Source organism: Streptomyces sp. NBC_00224 (genome assembly GCF_041435195.1).
In the GTDB taxonomy this organism is placed as follows: Bacteria; Actinomycetota; Actinomycetes; order Streptomycetales; family Streptomycetaceae; genus Streptomyces.
In genome coordinates this window covers 5097184-5113794 of record NZ_CP108106.1, presented here as the reverse complement: position 1 = coordinate 5113794, position 16611 = coordinate 5097184, and the positions used below count along the sequence as shown (strand labels likewise).

Here is a 16611-nt window from a genome sequence, read left to right as displayed (position 1 = left end):
CCAGCCTATCCGGAGCGCCCAGATCCCCGAGGGCCCGCCCGAACATACATACGGGCGGGATCCACGCGCCAAGGGCCCGGCCGGGGTCATCGCCCCGACCGGGCCCATGCGGCGTCCATGCGGCGTCTATTCAGCCGCGGCCGTCTTCTTCGCGGCCGTCTTCTTGGCCGGAGCCTTCTTCGCGGTGGCCGCCGTCTTCTTGGCGGCGGTCTTCTTCGCCGCGGTCTTCTTGGCGGGCGCCTTCTTGGCCGGAGCCTTCTTCGCCGTCTTCTTGGCGGGGCCCTTGGCCCGCTTCTCGGCGAGCAGCTCGTAGCCGCGCTCCGGCGTGATCGTCTCCACGCTGTCGTCGGTCCGCAGGGTCGCGTTGGTCTCGCCGTCCGTGACGTACGGGCCGAAGCGACCGTCCTTCACGACAACCGGCTTCTCGCTGACCGGGTCGGTGCCGAGCTCCTTGAGCGGCGGCTTGGCGGCCGCACGGCCACGCGCCTTGGGCTGCGCGTAGATCGCCAGCGCCTCCTCCAGGGTGATGGAGAAGAGCTGGTCCTCCGACTCCAGCGAACGCGAGTCCGTGCCCTTCTTCAGGTACGGCCCGTAGCGCCCGTTCTGCGCGGTGATCTCGACACCCTCGGCGTCGGCGCCCACCACGCGCGGCAGCGACATCAGCTTCAGCGCGTCGTCGAGCGTCACCGTGTCCAGGGCCATCGACTTGAAGAGCGAGGCCGTCCGCGGCTTCACCGCGTTCTTGCCCGTCTTCGGCGTGCCCTCCGGCAGGATCTCGGTGACATACGGCCCGTACCGGCCGTCCTTCGCCACGATCTGGTTGCCGCTCACCGGGTCCATGCCCAGCTCGAAGTCGCCGCTCGGCTTGGCCAGCAGCTCCTCCGCGTACTCCACCGTCAGCTCGTCGGGCGCCAGCTCCTCCTGCACGTCGGCGCGCTGGTGACCCTCGGAGTCCTTCTCACCGCGCTCGATGTACGGCCCGTAGCGGCCGACGCGGAGCACGATCCCGTTGCCCACGGGGAACGAGGAGATCTCGCGCGCGTCGATCGCGCCGAGGTCCGTGACCAGCTCCTTCAGACCGCCGAGGTGGTCCCCGTCGCCGTTCCCGGCGTCGGAGGCCGCACCGGCCTCGCCCTCGCCGAAGTAGAAGCGCTTCAGCCACGGCACGGACTTGGCCTCGCCCCGCGCGATGCGGTCGAGGTCGTCCTCCATGCGGGCGGTGAAGTCGTAGTCGACGAGCCGGCCGAAGTGCTTCTCCAGCAGGTTGACCACGGCGAAGCTCAGGAACGACGGGACCAGCGCCGTGCCCTTCTTGAAGACGTAGCCGCGGTCGAGGATCGTGCCGATGATCGACGCGTACGTCGACGGACGGCCGATCTCGCGCTCTTCCAGCTCCTTGACCAGCGAGGCCTCGGTGTACCGGGCCGGCGGCTTGGTCGCGTGGCCGTCCGCGGTGATCTCCTCGGCCGACAGCGCGTCGCCCTCGGCGACCTGGGGCAGCCGCCGCTCGCGGTCGTCCAGCTCCGCGTTCGGGTCGTCCGCGCCCTCGACGTAGGCCTTCATGAAGCCGTGGAACGTGATCGTCTTGCCGGACGCGGTGAACTCCGCGTCCCGCCCGTCGCTCGCCCGGCCCGCGATCTTCACGGTGACGGAGTTGCCGACCGCGTCCTTCATCTGGGACGCGACCGTCCGCTTCCAGATCAGCTCGTAGAGCCGGAACTGGTCGCCGGTCAGACCGGTCTCCGCCGGAGTGCGGAAACGATCACCCGACGGGCGGATCGCCTCGTGCGCCTCCTGCGCGTTCTTGACCTTCCCGGCGTACGTACGCGGCTTCTCCGGGAGGTAGTCGGCGCCGTACAACTGCGTGACCTGCGCACGGGCCGCCGAGATCGCCGTCTCGGACAGCGTGGTGGAGTCCGTACGCATATAGGTGATGAAGCCGTTCTCGTACAGCTTCTGGGCGACCTGCATGGTGGCCTTGGCCCCGAAGCCGAGCTTGCGGGAGGCCTCCTGCTGGAGCGTCGTCGTACGGAACGGGGCGTACGGCGAGCGGCGGTACGGCTTGGACTCCACCGAGCGGACGGCGAAGGCCGAGTCGGCGAGGGCGGCCGCCAGCGCTCGGGCGTTCGCCTCGTCGAGGTGGAGGACGTCGCTCTTCAGTTTTCCGTCGGGACCGAAGTCGCGGCCCTGTGCCACCCGGCGGCCGTCGACCGCCGCGAGCCGTGCCACCAGCGAGGACGGGTCGGAGGCGTCGCCCGCCCGGCCGGTGGAGAACGTCCCGGTCAGGTCCCAGTACTCAGCAGAACGAAAAGCGATGCGCTCGCGTTCCCGCTCGACCACGAGCCGGGTCGCCACCGACTGGACGCGGCCCGCCGAGAGCCTCGGCATGACCTTCTTCCACAGGACCGGCGAGACCTCGTAGCCGTAGAGGCGGTCGAGGATGCGGCGGGTCTCCTGGGCGTCGACCATGCGCTGGTTGAGCTCGCGCGGGTTGGCGACGGCGTCCCGGATGGCGTCCTTGGTGATCTCGTGGAAGACCATCCGGTGGACGGGGACCTTGGGCTTCAGGACTTCCTGAAGGTGCCACGCGATGGCCTCGCCCTCGCGGTCCTCATCGGTGGCGAGGAAGAGTTCGTCGGACTCGGCCAGAAGCTCCTTGAGCTTCCTGACCTGGGCCTTCTTATCGGCGTTGACGACATAGATGGGCTGGAAGTCGTGTTCGACGTCCACGCCGAGGCGGCGCACCTCGCCGGTGTACTTGTCGGGCACCTCGGCGGCGCCGTTCGGCAGGTCGCGGATGTGCCCGACGCTCGCCTCGACGACATAACCGGGGCCGAGGTAGCCCTTGATCGTCTTCGCCTTGGCAGGAGACTCGACGATGACGAGTCGGCGGCCGCCCTTTGCGGTCTCGCTGGTCGGGGACAACTTCGCTCTTCTCTCCGGGTCGGCACTCGGGTGGCACGTACGAGCTGTACGGTCGCTGCGGAGTGTGACGGTACAACCCGCCCCCGTGTCAAACAGCAAAAGCCCGCAGCGGCCACTCGAACGGTAACCCGACTTAAGGCGAGTCTGCCGCCTGGACCGTCCCAGAACGTTCTGAAAAGCGTTTCGTCCCAGCGGAGACCTGGGCACGAGCCCGACCGGCGCGGCGCGGCGCCACGGGGCCGGCGGGGCTCACATGCGTGTGAAGCACCACACCCCGGCGAGCAGGAAGACCGCGCCGAAGAAAGTGGCCAGCGCCGCCGAGACCGCGAGCCCCGCCCCGTCCGCCACCGGCGCCCGGTGCCGCATGCGCACCCCCGTCCACAGCAGCAGCGCGCCCCCGAACAGTACGAAAACCGTCCCCGCGAACACGGCCGGACCGGCCTCCGCCCCACCCATCCCGTTCATGGCGCGGATCCTGGCACTCGCGGGAGGAGTCCCGGCGAACTCCAGGTGAACGGCCGCACCCCCATCCGGCCCAGCGGCGGGCGGACGGGCGTGTTGAGGCGAGAGCGCCGGGTGGGGCGGGTGAGGTGAGCGGGGCGGGGTGTGCGGTGGGGTTGGCCGAATTCACACCCTTGTTTTCTCTCCCCTGCCCCGACGCCCGCCGCCGGACCGCCCCCGCCGCATGCGGGAGCGGTCCTACCTCACCTGTCGTACGCGGCCCCTTCACGCACAGCCGTCCCGGCGGCGGCTCCGGGGCGCACGGGTCACTCGCCGACCGGCTCCAGGAAGCCCTGGCCGACCAGCATCCGGATCGACTCCGGGGTGCGGTCGCGCAGCTGGACCGGGTCCTCGCCGATCAGCTGCGCGATGGCGTCCAGGATCCGGCCCGCGTCCAACTGGCCGTCGCAGACGCCCGCGAAGCCCGCGCCGACCGTGTCCACCGTGGTGGCCCGGCGCATGCCCCGGTTCTGCCGCAGCACCACGTGCTCCGGGTCCTCGGCGCCCGGCAGCCCGACCTGTTCCTGCACCACCTCGTCGGCGAGGCGGAACCGGTCGCTGAGCAGGGCCGCGTCGTCGTGCGTACGCAGATACTCCTGCCGGGCGAAGTGGGCCCGGATGGTCTCGCCGAGCGGCTGCTCGACCGGGTGCGGCCACTCCTCGACGGTGATCGACGGCTGCTCGGATCCCGACTTGTGCAGCGTGATCCAGCCGAAGCCGATCGTCCTGGTCTTGCGTGCCTCGAACTCGTCGAGCCACGCCTCGTACCGCTCCGCGTAGGCCTCGGGGCCGGTGCGGTGGTCCCCGGCGTCCCGCAGCCACAGCTCCGCGTACTGGGTGACGTCCTGGACCTCGCGCTGCACGATCCAGGCGTCGCAGCCGCGCGGCACCCACGAGCGCAGCCGCTCCTGCCACTCCTCGCCCTCCACGTGCTGCCAGTTGGCGAGGAACTGCGCGTATCCCCCCTCGTTCAGCCGGGCTCCCGCCTGCTGAACGAGCGTGCGGCACAGATCGTCCCCGCCCATGCCGCCGTCCCGGTACGTCAGCCGGGCGCCCGGCGAGATGACGAACGGCGGGTTGGACACGATCAGGTCGTACGTCTCGGAGTCCACCGGCTCGTAGAGCGAGCCCTCGCGCAGCTCCACCTCGGGCGCGCCGGACAGGGCGAGGGTGAGGCGGGTGCAGGCGAGGGCGCGGGGGTTGAGGTCGGTGGCGGTGACCCGGGTCGCGTGCTGCGCCGCGTGCAGCGCCTGGATGCCGGAGCCGGTGCCGAGGTCCAGGGCGGAGGCCACCGGGGTGCGGACGGTGAGCCCGGTGAGCGTGGTGGACGCGCCCCCTACCCCGAGGACCATTCCCTCGTCGCGGCCGCTCGCGCCGCCGGCGCCGCCGACCGCGCAGCCGAGGTCGGAGACGATGAACCAGTCCTGGCCCTCCGGGCCGCCGTACGGACGCACGTCAACCGCGGCGCGCACCTCGTCGCCCGTCCGGGTGAGCCAGCCGTCCTCCAGGGCCTCGTCGCCCGGCAGTGCCGCTCTGGCGCGCTCGTACGCGACGGGCTGCTGGAGCAGGAACAGCCGTACGAGCGTGTCGAGCGGGGAGCCGCCGCGGGTGGCCCGCAGGGCGGGCACGGTCTCGCTGCGGGCCAGCGCGGCGTAGGCGGGCGCGCCGAGCAGGTCGAGCAGGCCGTCGGCGGTGAAGTCGGCCGCGAGCAGGGCGTCGCGGAGCCGGGCGGCGCGGTCGGGCACGGGCAGGCCGGCGGGCGGACTGGCGGAAACACTGGTCGTACTCACCCGGCCATTGTGGCGGCTGGCACTGACAAACACCCACGGCCCGGCACCCACATGGGTCCGGGCCGTGCGAAAGGCGGCCGCGCGCGACGGCGGGGCCCCTACGGAGTAGGGGCTACTCCGCGCTCGCCGAGGACGAGGGCTTGGCCGAGTCGGACGGCTTCGCCGACTCCGAGGGCTTGCCGGACTCCGAAGGCTTCGCCGACTCCGAGGGCTTCGCCCCCTGCGAGGCGGAGCCCGAGGGGGACGCCTGCTTGGAGGCGTCGCCGCCGGCGGCGGGCGACGCCGAGGAGGGCGCGGAGGCGGTCTGCTTCTGGCAGCCGGGCTGCTTCTGCATCGCCTTGCCGAGGTCGCCGGACTCCAGCTTCTTGAGGGCGTCGTCGCTGCTCTTGCTGATGGTGTTCAGCTGGTCGGCGACGCCCTTGAGGCCGTCGGCGAACTTCGCCTGGTCGCCGGTGTCGAGCGCGTCGACCTTCTTCTTGAGGTTGCCGTACGAGGTGGAGGACGCCGTCAGCTCCTTGGCAGCCTCCTCCTGGGTCTTGTCGCCGTCCTTGACGGGCGGGACACCGGCCTTGTTGAGGCTGTCGGCAAGCGACTTGTACGCGTCCGAGATCTGCTGGAAGGCAGCCGAGTCCGTCTTCTGGACGTCAACCGGCTTGCTCTCGTCGGCCGTCTGCTTCTCGATGGCGGCGTTGGCGTCAGTGATCTTCTTGATCTGCGGCTGGGCCTGGTCGCAGAAGGTCTTGGCCCAGTCCTTCACCTTCTTGTCCGAGTCGTCGCTGCTGCAACCCGACAGTGCGAGCACCAGTACCGCGCCGCCGGACAGTGCGGCCGCAAGCTTCTTGTTCACCGGATCGGTCCCTTCCAAGGCTCTCGGCCCCGGAACATACACGCCAAGTGGGCGACAACCGCGTGTCCTACGCCGGATCTGCTCGCTTTTGGAGCCATTTGCACCAAGGGAGAGAAGGCTCACGACCACAAAGCGACAGGCGGACGGTGCGTCAATCCGCACCGCCCGCCCGTCTTTGTCGTACTGCTGCTAGGAAACGACCGCAGGGTCAGGTGACTTGGCGGTCATCTCGTGGTTTCCCTCGTCGCCCACCGCCACTCCGCGCCGCTTGGAGACGTACACCGCGCCGACGATGACGGCCGTGGACAGCACCGCCACGACAGCGCGCACCCCGGGGCTGGCATCCGCCCCGTAACTGAACTTGACCACCGCGGGCGCGATGAGCAGCGCCACCAGGTTCATCACCTTCAGAAGCGGGTTGATGGCCGGGCCCGCGGTGTCCTTGAACGGGTCGCCCACCGTGTCGCCGATGACGGTGGCGGCATGGGCCTCACTGCCCTTGCCGCCGAAGTTGCCGTCCTCGACCAGCTTCTTGGCGTTGTCCCACGCGCCACCGGAGTTGGCGAGGAAGACGGCCATCAGCGTGCCGGTGCCGATCGCGCCCGCCAGATACGAGCCGAGCGCGCCGACGCCGAACGTGAAGCCGACCGCGATGGGCGCCAGCACCGCGAGCAAGCCGGGGGTTGCCAGCTCCCGAAGGGCGTCCTTCGTACAGATGTCGACGACTCGGCCGTACTCCGGCTTCTCGCTGTAGTCCATGATCCCGGGGTGCTCGCGGAACTGCCGCCGCACCTCGAAGACCACCGCGCCCGCCGACCGGGACACCGCGTTGATCGCGAGCCCCGAGAACAGGAAGACGACCGCCGCGCCCAGCATCAGGCCCACCAGGTTGTTGGGCTGTGAGATGTCCATGCTGAGGGTCATCTCGCTGGACTTGGCGCCCACGTCGTTCACCGCGGTGGCGATGGCGTCGCGGTACGAGCCGTAGAGCGCCGACGCCGCGAGGACCGCGGTGGCGATGGCGATGCCCTTGGTGATCGCCTTGGTGGTGTTGCCGACGGCGTCCAGGTCGGTGAGGACCTGGGCACCGGCGCCCTCGACGTCGCCGGACATCTCGGCGATGCCCTGCGCGTTGTCGGAGACCGGGCCGAAGGTGTCCATGGCGACGATCACGCCGACCGTGGTGAGCAGACCGGTGCCGGCCAGCGCCACCGCGAACAGGGCGAGCATGATCGACGTACCGCCGAGCAGGAAGGCCCCGTAGACGCTCAGACCGATCAGCAGGGCCGTGTAGACGGCGGACTCCAGACCGATGGAGATACCGGCCAGGACGACCGTCGCGGGGCCCGTCAGCGACGACTTGCCGATGTCGCGGACGGGACGCCGGGTGGTCTCGGTGAAGTACCCGGTCAGCTGCTGGATGAGGGCGGCGAGCACGATGCCGATGGCCACCGCGAGCAGCGCCAGGATCCGCGGGTCGCCGTCGTGCGCCTTGATGGAGGCGTCGGTGACCCCGTCCAACTCGGCGTACGTGGACGGCAGGTAGATGAAGACCGCCGCCGCCACCAGGGTGAGGGAGATCACCGCGGAGATGAAGAAGCCGCGGTTGATGGCGGACATCCCGCTGCGGTCGGCGCGCCGCGGGGCGACCGCGAAGATGCCGATCATCGCGGTGACCACGCCGATCGCCGGGACGATCAGCGGGAAGGCGAGGCCCGCGTCGCCGAAGGCCGCCTTGCCGAGGATCAGTGCGGCGACCAGGGTCACGGCGTAGGACTCGAAGAGGTCCGCCGCCATGCCCGCGCAGTCGCCGACGTTGTCGCCCACGTTGTCGGCGATGGTGGCGGCGTTCCTCGGGTCGTCCTCCGGAATGCCCTGTTCCACCTTGCCGACGAGGTCGGCACCGACGTCCGCCGCCTTGGTGAAGATGCCGCCGCCGACACGCATGAACATGGCGATCAGCGCGGCGCCGAGGCCGAAGCCCTCCAGCACCTTGGGGGCGTCCGCGGCGTAGACCAGAACGACGCAGGAGGCACCCAGCAGGCCGAGGCCCACCGTGAACATGCCGACCACGCCGCCCGTACGGAAAGCGATCTTCATGGCTTTGTGCGAGACGGCCGTGAGATCTTTTTCAGGTTCGCCTTCCGCGGGGGTCGCCTCGCGGGCAGCGGCCGCCACGCGCACATTCGCGCGTACGGCCAGTCGCATGCCGACGTATCCGGTCGTCGCCGAGAAGAGCGCGCCGATCAGGAAGAAGGCCGACCGGCCCGCGCGCTGCGACCAGTTGTCGGCCGGCAGCAGGAAGAGCAGGAAGAACACCACGACGGCGAAGCCGCCGAGGGTGCGCAACTGCCGGGCCAGATAGGCATTAGCTCCTTCTTGGACGGCCGCCGCGATCTCCTTCATCGAGTCGGTGCCCTCGCCGGCCGCCAGTACTTGGCGGACCAGCAGCTGGGCGACGAGCAGGGCCGCGAGGGCCACCGCCGCGATGACGATCACGATCAACCGGTTGCCGTCGGTCAGTACCGCGGCCGCGAGTGAAGTGGGGTGATCGAGTTCTTGTGGGTTGAAGAGCCCCGCCATTCGTCCTCCTTGACGTTCCGAGCCCAAGATGTGGACGGATTGTAGGGAGCGGAACACGATCAAAACAGGGCGCGGTTAGCGGAATTGACCTTGATTTGCTACTCAGCGAATGATCGCGCCACGAAAAGGCCCCCGAAAGCGGTAATGGGGCAAAAGCATTGACGGCTGATCAACGATCTAGAGAATAATCGCCAAAAATGAAAAAGGCCCTGCTCAGCAGGGCCTGTACAGCGGGGGTCGAAGGGTCGGTCAGGGCTCGGCTGTCGCCCCGGTGATCGGCCAGGTCATCCGGATGACACCGCCGGACTCGTCCGAAGTGACCTCCACGTCGTCGACGAGGCCGCTGATGACCGCGAGGCCCATCCCGTCCTCTCCGCCGTCGTCCGGCTCGTCCTCGGCCGTGGCACCGCGCACACCCGGCGCGGCACCCCCGGAACCCGGACCGGGCACCTCGTCCCCGACCTCGATGGAGAACGACTTCTCCTCCTCGGTCAGCGCGACGCGCACCGGCGCCGTCACCCCGTACGTACGGTGCAGCCCCACAGCGCGGCTGCACGCCTCGCCGACGGCGAGCCTGACCTCGTCGAGGACCGCCTCGTCCACCCCGGCTCGGCGCGCCACGGCGGCCGCCACCAGGCGGGCCGTCCTGACGTGTTCGGGCTGGGCGCTGAAGCGGAGTTCAACGGTGGCCATGCGATCCCCCTCGGACGTACGGGCGTGCTTCTCAGGGGCCCCGGGCCGTGAAGAGCCCGGTGCCCCTGTCCTTCCTCCGGAGCCGTCAGTCAGTGGCGTTGACGGCTTCGTCGACCGAGCCGTGGATCGGGAACACCTTGGTGAGCCCGGTGATCCGGAAGATCTTCAGAATGCGCTCCTGGTTGCAGACCAGCCGCAGGGAGCCCTCGTGGGCACGGACACGCTTGAGTCCGCCCACGAGCACGCCGAGGCCGGTGGAGTCGAGGAAGTCCACGCCCTCCATGTCGACAACCAGGTGGTAGCTGCCGTCGTTCACCAACTCGACCAACTGCTCGCGCAGCTTGGGCGCGGTATACACATCAATCTCGCCACCGACCTCGACGACCGTACGGTCGCCACCAGGGCCGGACACATTGCGAGTCGACAGGGACAGGTCCACGGATCCTCCAGCACCTTGCTATCGAGCGGCCGCCCCCTGAGTCTCCCCGGCGGAGCCAGAGAACGGATCGCCAGCCGCGATGGCATTCAATCACTTACCAGCAGCCATGCACGACGCCTTGGGACCATTGTCCGTCACGCCAGTGACACACTCGGTGCCGATGGCCAGGAATCTCCGCCCCAGAACACCCGCCAAGGGCACGGGTGAACGACCCGACCCCGGCATGGTCCTGCACCGGCTCGCCTCGGGAGCGGACCGGGCTGCGCGCATCACTCATACGGAGCACTTGCCCCCACGTGAGGGCCGCCATGCAGTCTGGCCGCACCGCATCCGCCCGGAAGTGATCAACGCCATTCAGCGGGCCGGTGTCGAGCACCCCTGGGCGCACCAGGCGGCCGCCGCCGAGCACGCCCTGGACGGCGAGTCCGTCGTGATCGCCACCGGAACCGCCTCCGGCAAGTCCCTCGCCTACCTCGCCCCGGTCCTCAGCACGCTCCTGGACGGCTCCGAGGCCCCGAACGGACGCGGCGCCACCGCCCTCTACCTGGCCCCCACCAAGGCCCTGGCGGCCGACCAGCGCCGCTCGGTGAAGGCCCTCGCCCAGCCCCTGGGCAACGCGATCCGGCCCGCCGTCTACGACGGCGACACACCGGTCGAGGAACGCGAATGGGTGCGCCAGTACGCCAACTACGTCCTCACCAACCCGGACATGCTGCACCGGGGCATACTCCCCGCCCACCCCAGGTGGTCCTCCTTCCTGCGCGCGCTGCGCTACGTCGTCATCGACGAGTGCCACACCTACCGGGGCGTTTTCGGCTCCCACGTCGCCCAGGTCCTGCGGCGCCTGCGCCGTCTGTGCGCCCGCTACGGCGCGAACCCCGTCTTCCTCCTCGCCTCCGCCACGTCGGCGCAGCCGTCCGTGGCCGCCCACCGGCTGACCGGCCTGCCCGTCGTCGAGGTCGCCGACGACGCCTCCCCGCGCGGCGAACTGGTCTTCGCCCTGTGGGAGCCGCCGCTCACCGACTTCCTCGGCGAGAAGGGCGCCCCCGTCCGCCGCACCGCCACCGCCGAGACCGCCGACCTCCTCACCGACCTCGCTGTCCAGGGCGTCCGCACGGTCGCCTTCGTCCGCTCCCGGCGCGGCGCCGAGCTGGTCGCCGTGATCGCCCAGGAAAGGCTGGCCGAGGTGGACCGCATCCTCGCCCGCCGCGTCGCCGCCTACCGGGGCGGCTACCTCCCCGAGGAACGCCGGGCCCTGGAGCAGGCCCTGCACTCCGGCGAGTTGCTCGGCCTCGCCGCCACCTCCGCCCTGGAGCTCGGCATCGATGTGTCGGGCCTGGACGCCGTGATCATCTCCGGCTACCCCGGGACCCGGGCCTCGTTGTGGCAGCAGGCGGGGCGGGCCGGGCGGTCGGGCGAGGGCGCGCTGGCAATCCTGGTCGCCCGGGACGACCCGCTGGACACCTACCTCGTCCACCACCCCGAGGCGCTGTTCCAGCAGCCCGTCGAGTCGACCGTGCTCGACCCGGACAACCCCTACGTCCTCGCCCCGCACCTGTGCGCCGCCGCCGCCGAGCTGCCGCTCACCGAGGCCGACCTGGAGCTCTTCGGTCCGGCGAGCCCGGGGCTGATGCCGCAGCTGGAGGCCGCGAAGCTGCTCCGGCGCCGGGCCTCGGGCTGGCACTGGACCCGCCGCGAGCGGGCCGCCGACCTCGCCGACATCCGGGGCGAGGGGGGCCGCCCGGTCCAGATCGTCGAGGCGTCGACGGGACGGCTGCTCGGCACGGTCGACGCGTCCGCCGCCCACACCGCCGTCCACGACGGCGCCGTCCACCTCCACCAGGGCCGTACGTACCTGGTGAAGCACCTGGACCTGGACGACCCCGACGGCCCTGTCGCCCTCGTCGAGGAGGCCAGCCCGCCCTATTCGACCGTCGCCCGTGACACCACCTCCATCTCCGTACTCGAAACCGACACCGAGATCGCCTGGGGAGCCGGCCGCCTCTGCTACGGCTCCGTCGAGGTCACCAACCAGGTCGTCTCCTTCCTGCGCCGCAAACTCATCACCGGCGAGGTGCTCGGCGAGTCCAAGCTGGACCTGCCGCCCCGCACGCTGCGCACCCGGGCCGTGTGGTGGACGGTCACCGAGGACCAGCTCGACGCCGCCCGGGTCAACCCGGAGATCCTCGGGGGCGCCCTGCACGCCGCCGAGCACGCCTCCATCGGCATGCTGCCGCTCTTCGCCACGTGCGACCGCTGGGACATCGGCGGCGTCTCGGTCCCGCTGCACCCGGACACCCTGCTGCCCACGGTCTTCGTGTACGACGGCCACCCGGGCGGCGCCGGGTTCGCGGAACGCGCCTTCCACACCGCGCGGGAGTGGCTGACCGCGACCCGCGAAGCCATCGCCTCCTGCGAGTGCGAGGCGGGCTGCCCGTCCTGCGTCCAATCCCCCAAGTGCGGCAACGGCAACGACCCGCTCCACAAACGGGGCGCGGTCCGCCTCCTCACGGAACTGCTGCGAGGGGCGCCTCAGGCGCCGGGCCAGGAAGCCCCGGCGGCGCCGGAGACCCCGGCGACCCGGGACCGTGGGGCTGCTCCCGCCCCGGGCGCTGCGGCAGGAAGCGGTACGGAGGAGGAGCCGCCGGGCCCGCCCGGGACCTGACCTCCGGGGCGTACGGGCCGAACCTCGCCCGTACGGTCACGTCGGCGATCTCCCCGGTCACCGTGCACCGCACCACCTCGCCGCCCTGCGCCCCGGCGACCCGGGCCGCCCCGGCGCAGGCCTCGGCCGTCCCCCACAACGCCCGGTCGGCCGCCGCCAGCGCGGCCATGTCCGCCGCACCGCCCGCCCGATGCCGGGCCGCCACGACCTGCCCGAGGACGAGGACGGCCGCGAACACCACGCAGAGGGCGGAGGCGGCCACCGCCACCCAGACGGACGCCGAGCCCCGGTCCCGGGCGCGAAGGCCTGCTGCGAGGCCGCCACCGCGCATCCTCGGCCCCGGCCTCATCGCTCCTCCCCCACCGTGGGCTCCCCCACCGTGTCCTCCGCCAGCGCGGCCGCGTCCCCGCTCAGCGTCAGCGCCAGGGCGCGGGGCCCCGGGGTCGGGGCCTCCACGCGTACGCGCCACAGGTCGCCGTCCCGCCGGAGCTCGACCCGCGCCCCGGCCGGGGCCGCCGAGCGGGCGGCGGCCAGCACCGACTGCTCGGCCTCGGACCGCGCGGCCGCCCGAGCCCCCGCCCGAGCCGCGTCCAGGCACTCGATCTTCGCGGCGGCCGCCATCAGGCCCCACAGCAGGGCCAAAGCGAACACAGCCAGGGTTGGTATCACCACAGCCGCCTCGGCCGTCACAAAGCCCCTGTCAGCCCCGGGAGCCCGCCCCATGGACCGACGCCACCGGCCGCGCAGCCGCCTGCCTCTCCCGGGCCGACGGCCCCGCCCGGGCCGGCCGCCCGGCCCAGAACCGCCGCCCTCAGAACTGCACATTGAGCGCCCTCTCCACCAGCGACTGAAGCGCCGACGAAACGGCCTCGCTCGTCACCACCTTGTAGAGCACCGCCGCGAAGCCGCACGCGGCGATCGTTCCGACCGCGTACTCACTGGTCGTCATCCCGGCGTCCCCGCGCACCCGACGTGCGACGCACCGCATCCATGCCTTCATCCCAACCCCCATGTGAGTCCTGCTGTGAGTCCTTCTGTTGAGCTGTTGCGCCATTGCGCTGTTGAGCTATCGCGCTGTTCGAACGAGCTGTTGAAGGCCCGCGTCGCCGGCCCGCACATCAGTGCTTGAGCAGCCCGCCCGCCAGTCCGATCACCACCGGCGCCACCCCGGCGGCCAGGAACGCGGGCAAGAAGCAGAGCCCCAGCGGCCCGGTGATCAGTACGCCCGCCCGCCGGGCCCGGGCGGCCGTCGTCCGTGCCCGCTCGGCCCGGCAGCGTTCGGCCACCCGTCCGACCGGGCCCGCCGCGGGCGCCCCCGATGAGGCGGCCCGCTCCAGGCACCGGGCCAGCCCCGCCGCGCCCGGTATCGCCCCCAACCTCCCCCACGCCTGGGCCGGTTCGCCGCCCAGCCGCAGCTCGGCGGCGATCTGGGCCAGCCGCCGCCCGACCGGGCCGTCCAGCGACTCCCCCACGGCCCCGGCCGCCTCGCGCGGCCCCGCTCCGGCCGACAGACAGGCAGCCAGCAGATCGGCCGCGAGCGGCAGTTCCGGGTCCACCGCATCGGTCCCGGGACTCGCCCGCTGCGGCTTCCGGCGGCGGGCCCAGCGCCTGGCCCCGTACGCCGCAGCCAGCCCCACCACGACTCCGGGCACCCCGCCGATCAGTACGTATGCGGCGGCCAGCACCCCCAGCGGCCCGGCCCAGGCCCGTACGAGCGTCCCGCGCGCCGCGCCACCGCTCAGCAGCCGGGCGACCAGCGACCAGGGGCCCAACGACCGGGTGCCCGGCGGCCAAGTGCCTGTCGACCGGGTGCCCGGCCTCCGGGCCCGCGCCCCGTCACGTCGCGCGGGCACCACCCACGCCCCCGCCCCCGCATCCATCGCCGCGAGCAGTTCCGCGACCCGCCGCCGCACCGCCCGCTCCCGTCGGCGACGCGCGAACTCCAGCCCTGTCCACAGGACGAGGGCCGCGATCGCCGCCATCACCCCCAGCCTGTGGAAAACATCCCGGAGCGCTTCCCCGCCCACACCCCCAAGTCCGAGCTGCCCGCTCACCGCCGCTCCCCCGCCCGGGTGATCCGCGCCGTCCAGTACAGCCCCGCCGCCTCCAGCGCCCCGGCCAACGCCAGGCAGCCGAACCCAGCCGGGGTGTGCAACAGCACGCGCAGGGGGCTCGCACCCATCGCCGTGCCGAGCAGCAGGCCGAGGACCGGCAGCAGGGCCAGCAGGGCGGCTGTTGTGCGTGGCCCGGTCAACTGGGCTCTCAGCTCCTCCCGTTGGTCCCGCTCGGCCCGCAGCGCCGCCTCCAGGCGCTCCAGGCCGGCCGCGAGGCCCGCGCCGCCGTCGACCGCCACCTGCCAGCACGCGGCCACTCCCGCGAGCCCCTCCGCGCCCGGCTCACGGGCCGCCTCCCGAAGGGCCCCGGGCACATCGCCGCCGAACCGTGCCGCCGCCAGCACCCGTGGCTCGGCGCTGCCCAGCGCCTCCGTGTCCCGTGTGGCCAGCGTCAGAGCCTGGCCGGGCTGGCGTCCCGCCCGCAGCTCCCCGGCGACCGCCCCGCACCACGTGACGACCTCGTCGCCCCGTCGCCACTTCGCCCGCTCCCGCTCACGGGCCCGCAGCCGCCGCCCCACCAGCGGCACCGCCACCACCCCGGCAGCCAGCGGCAGCACCGAGCCCGCCAGCACCGCCACGACCACCGCGACCGGCAGACACAGCCACTCCGGCCGCGCCTTGGCACGCAGCCGCTGCCGGAGCCGCCCCCACAGCGGCTCCTCCGGCTCCACCGCTCCTCCCACGACGATCAGCCGTGCCCTGCGCAGCCCCTGCTCCCGCCCCACCGAGAGCCAGGCCGCCGCGAACGCGCACACGGCCGCCGCCGAGGCCGGGGTGAGCAGCCCGGGCGAGCCCGGCGCCGTCCAGGCCGTCACCACGCACCCCCGAGCAGCACCCGCAGCCGTTCCCAGCCGCGCTCCTGGACGAAGCCGCCCATGCCCCAGCGCAGCGCCGGGACGGCCACCACCAGCCCCGCCGCGTCCCGTTCAAGGACCCGGACTTCGGCGACCCGGCGCCGCCCAGCCCTGTCCCGTACGAGATGGAGCACCACCGAAAGCGCTGCCGCCACCTGGCTGTGCAGGGCCGCCCGGTCGAGCCCGGCCGCCGTGCCCAGGGCCTCCAGGCGGGCGGGGACGTCCGCGGCCGTATTGGCGTGCACCGTGCCGCAACCGCCCTCGTGGCCGGTGTTGAGCGCGGCCAGCAGGTCGGTGACCTCGGCGCCGCGCACCTCGCCCACGACCAGCCGGTCCGGGCGCATACGCAAGGCCTGGCGCACCAGGTCCCGCAGGGTCACCAGGCCCGCGCCCTCCTGGTTGGCGGGCCGTGACTCCAGCCGCACCACATGGGGATGGTCGGGCCTCAACTCGGCCGAGTCCTCGGCCAGGACGATCCGCTCGCACTCCGGGACGAGGCCGAGGAGTGTCGACAGCAGGGTCGTCTTGCCGGTGCCCGTGCCGCCGCTCACCAGGAACGAGACCCGGGCGCCGATGAGCGCCCGCAGCACCCCGTCCCCGCCCGGCGGAACCGTCCCGGCCGCGACCAGTTCGTCCAGCGAGAACGCCCTCGGCCGCACCACCCGCAGCGACAGACAGTCCGCCCCGACCGCGATCGGTGCCAGCACCGCGTGCATCCGGGTCCCGTCCGGCAACCGGGCGTCCACCCAGGGCCGGGCGTCGTCGAGGCGCCGCCCGGCGACCGCCGCCAGCCGCTGGGCCAGTCGGCGCACCGCGGCCGTGTCGCTGAAGCGGACCCCGGTGAGTTCGAGCCCGGAGCCCCGGTCCACCCAGACCCGGTCCGGGGCCGACACCAGGACGTCCGTCACCGCGGGATCGGCGAGCAGCGGCTCCAACGGACCCGTGCCGACCAGTTCGGAGCGCAACTCCTCCGCGCCACCCAGGACTTCCGCGTCGCCCAGGAGCCGCCCTTGGGCCCGCAGCGCCGCCGCGACCCGGGCCGGCGTCGGCTCGGCCCCGCTCTCCGCTAGCTGTTGGCGCACCGCGTCGAGCAGCGGCCTCGGCGACGCCCCGACCGCACCCGGCCCACCCGGCGCACCGCCCGGAGGCATTCCCGCACCCGTCCCCGCGCCCATGCGCCCCGTATCCACACGCCCCGCA

General features: G+C 72.3%; 13 protein-coding genes and 1 pseudogene. 1 reads left to right on the top strand and 13 read right to left on the bottom strand.

All coding sequences use genetic code 11. From position 1 onward, the window contains the following. Nucleotides 1-126 precede the first annotated feature (126 nt). The 7 genes from topA to OG965_RS22780 all read right to left on the bottom strand — a co-directional run bounded on the left by topA (nt 127) and on the right by OG965_RS22780 (nt 9778). On the bottom strand, nt 127-2925 hold the full coding sequence (gene topA / locus OG965_RS22810) for a type I DNA topoisomerase (RefSeq protein ID WP_371653927.1): 2799 nt from the start codon (nt 2923-2925) through the stop codon (nt 127-129). A gap of 249 nt (nt 2926-3174) precedes the next feature. Next, a complete protein-coding gene (locus tag OG965_RS22805) occupies nt 3175-3390 on the bottom strand; it encodes a hypothetical protein (RefSeq protein WP_371653926.1) in 216 nt (71 codons plus the stop codon). A 302-nt stretch (nt 3391-3692) separates the two neighbouring features. Beyond that, nucleotides 3693-5216: a methyltransferase gene (locus OG965_RS22800; protein ID WP_371653925.1), complete on the bottom strand. Its 1524-nt coding sequence runs from the start codon at nt 5214-5216 to the stop codon at nt 3693-3695. 112 nt (nt 5217-5328) lie between these two features. After that, entirely contained in the window at nt 5329-6063 is a 735-nt protein-coding gene (locus tag OG965_RS22795) for a small secreted protein (RefSeq protein ID WP_371653924.1), read from the bottom strand. Between the two features lie 189 nt (nt 6064-6252). Continuing rightward, a complete protein-coding gene (locus OG965_RS22790; protein WP_371653923.1) occupies nt 6253-8646 on the bottom strand; it encodes a sodium-translocating pyrophosphatase in 2394 nt (797 codons plus the stop codon). A 249-nt stretch (nt 8647-8895) separates the two neighbouring features. Next, on the bottom strand, nt 8896-9339 hold the full coding sequence (locus OG965_RS22785; protein ID WP_371653922.1) for an ATP-binding protein: 444 nt from the start codon (nt 9337-9339) through the stop codon (nt 8896-8898). Nucleotides 9340-9424: 85 nt separating this feature from the next. After that, nucleotides 9425-9778 carry an STAS domain-containing protein gene (locus OG965_RS22780; protein ID WP_053728100.1) on the bottom strand — a complete coding sequence of 118 codons (354 nt, stop codon included), beginning with the start codon at nt 9776-9778 and terminating at the stop codon, nt 9425-9427. Between the two features lie 79 nt (nt 9779-9857). Between OG965_RS22780 and OG965_RS22775 the strand changes: the two genes are divergently transcribed. Further along, a complete protein-coding gene (locus tag OG965_RS22775) occupies nt 9858-12443 on the top strand; it encodes a DEAD/DEAH box helicase (protein WP_371653921.1) in 2586 nt (861 codons plus the stop codon). Nucleotides 12444-12483: 40 nt separating this feature from the next. On the opposite strand, the pseudogene OG965_RS22770 reads toward OG965_RS22775, so the two are convergent. From OG965_RS22770 to OG965_RS22745, 6 genes and pseudogenes are all read right to left on the bottom strand, one after another. Continuing rightward, nucleotides 12484-12774 (bottom strand): annotated as a pseudogene (locus OG965_RS22770) (Rv3654c family TadE-like protein); the annotation flags it as partial. Between the two features lie 14 nt (nt 12775-12788). Continuing rightward, nucleotides 12789-13094, bottom strand: a complete 306-nt coding sequence (locus OG965_RS22765; protein WP_371653920.1) for a TadE family type IV pilus minor pilin — start codon at nt 13092-13094, stop codon at nt 12789-12791. Nucleotides 13095-13254: 160 nt separating this feature from the next. Beyond that, on the bottom strand, nt 13255-13455 hold the full coding sequence (locus tag OG965_RS22760; protein ID WP_371653919.1) for a DUF4244 domain-containing protein: 201 nt from the start codon (nt 13453-13455) through the stop codon (nt 13255-13257). 106 nt (nt 13456-13561) lie between these two features. Next, on the bottom strand, nt 13562-14425 hold the full coding sequence (locus OG965_RS22755) for a type II secretion system F family protein (RefSeq protein ID WP_371653918.1): 864 nt from the start codon (nt 14423-14425) through the stop codon (nt 13562-13564). Nucleotides 14426-14493: 68 nt separating this feature from the next. Continuing rightward, the gene (locus OG965_RS22750; RefSeq protein WP_371653917.1) at nt 14494-15372 is read right to left on the bottom strand and encodes a type II secretion system F family protein; all 879 of its coding nucleotides are present in this window, start codon (nt 15370-15372) and stop codon (nt 14494-14496) included. Further along, nucleotides 15369-16562: a TadA family conjugal transfer-associated ATPase gene (locus tag OG965_RS22745; RefSeq protein WP_371657026.1), complete on the bottom strand. Its 1194-nt coding sequence runs from the start codon at nt 16560-16562 to the stop codon at nt 15369-15371. The genes OG965_RS22750 and OG965_RS22745 overlap by 4 nt, the downstream gene beginning before the upstream one ends. Nucleotides 16563-16611 lie beyond the last annotated feature (49 nt).

Bases quoted from the DNA above. Each gene is read 5' to 3' on its own strand.
- OG965_RS22775 (WP_371653921.1), top strand. From the start codon at position 9,858: ATGGCATTCAATCACTTACCAGCAGCCATGCACGACGCCTTGGGACCA.
- OG965_RS22755 (WP_371653918.1), bottom strand. From the start codon at position 14,425: ATGGCGGCGATCGCGGCCCTCGTCCTGTGGACAGGGCTGGAGTTCGCG.
- OG965_RS22790 (WP_371653923.1), bottom strand. From the start codon at position 8,646: ATGGCGGGGCTCTTCAACCCACAAGAACTCGATCACCCCACTTCACTC.
- OG965_RS22785 (WP_371653922.1), bottom strand. From the start codon at position 9,339: ATGGCCACCGTTGAACTCCGCTTCAGCGCCCAGCCCGAACACGTCAGG.
- OG965_RS22745 (WP_371657026.1), bottom strand. From the start codon at position 16,562: ATGCCTCCGGGCGGTGCGCCGGGTGGGCCGGGTGCGGTCGGGGCGTCG.
- OG965_RS22805 (WP_371653926.1), bottom strand. From the start codon at position 3,390: ATGAACGGGATGGGTGGGGCGGAGGCCGGTCCGGCCGTGTTCGCGGGG.
- OG965_RS22760 (WP_371653919.1), bottom strand. From the start codon at position 13,455: ATGGGGGTTGGGATGAAGGCATGGATGCGGTGCGTCGCACGTCGGGTG.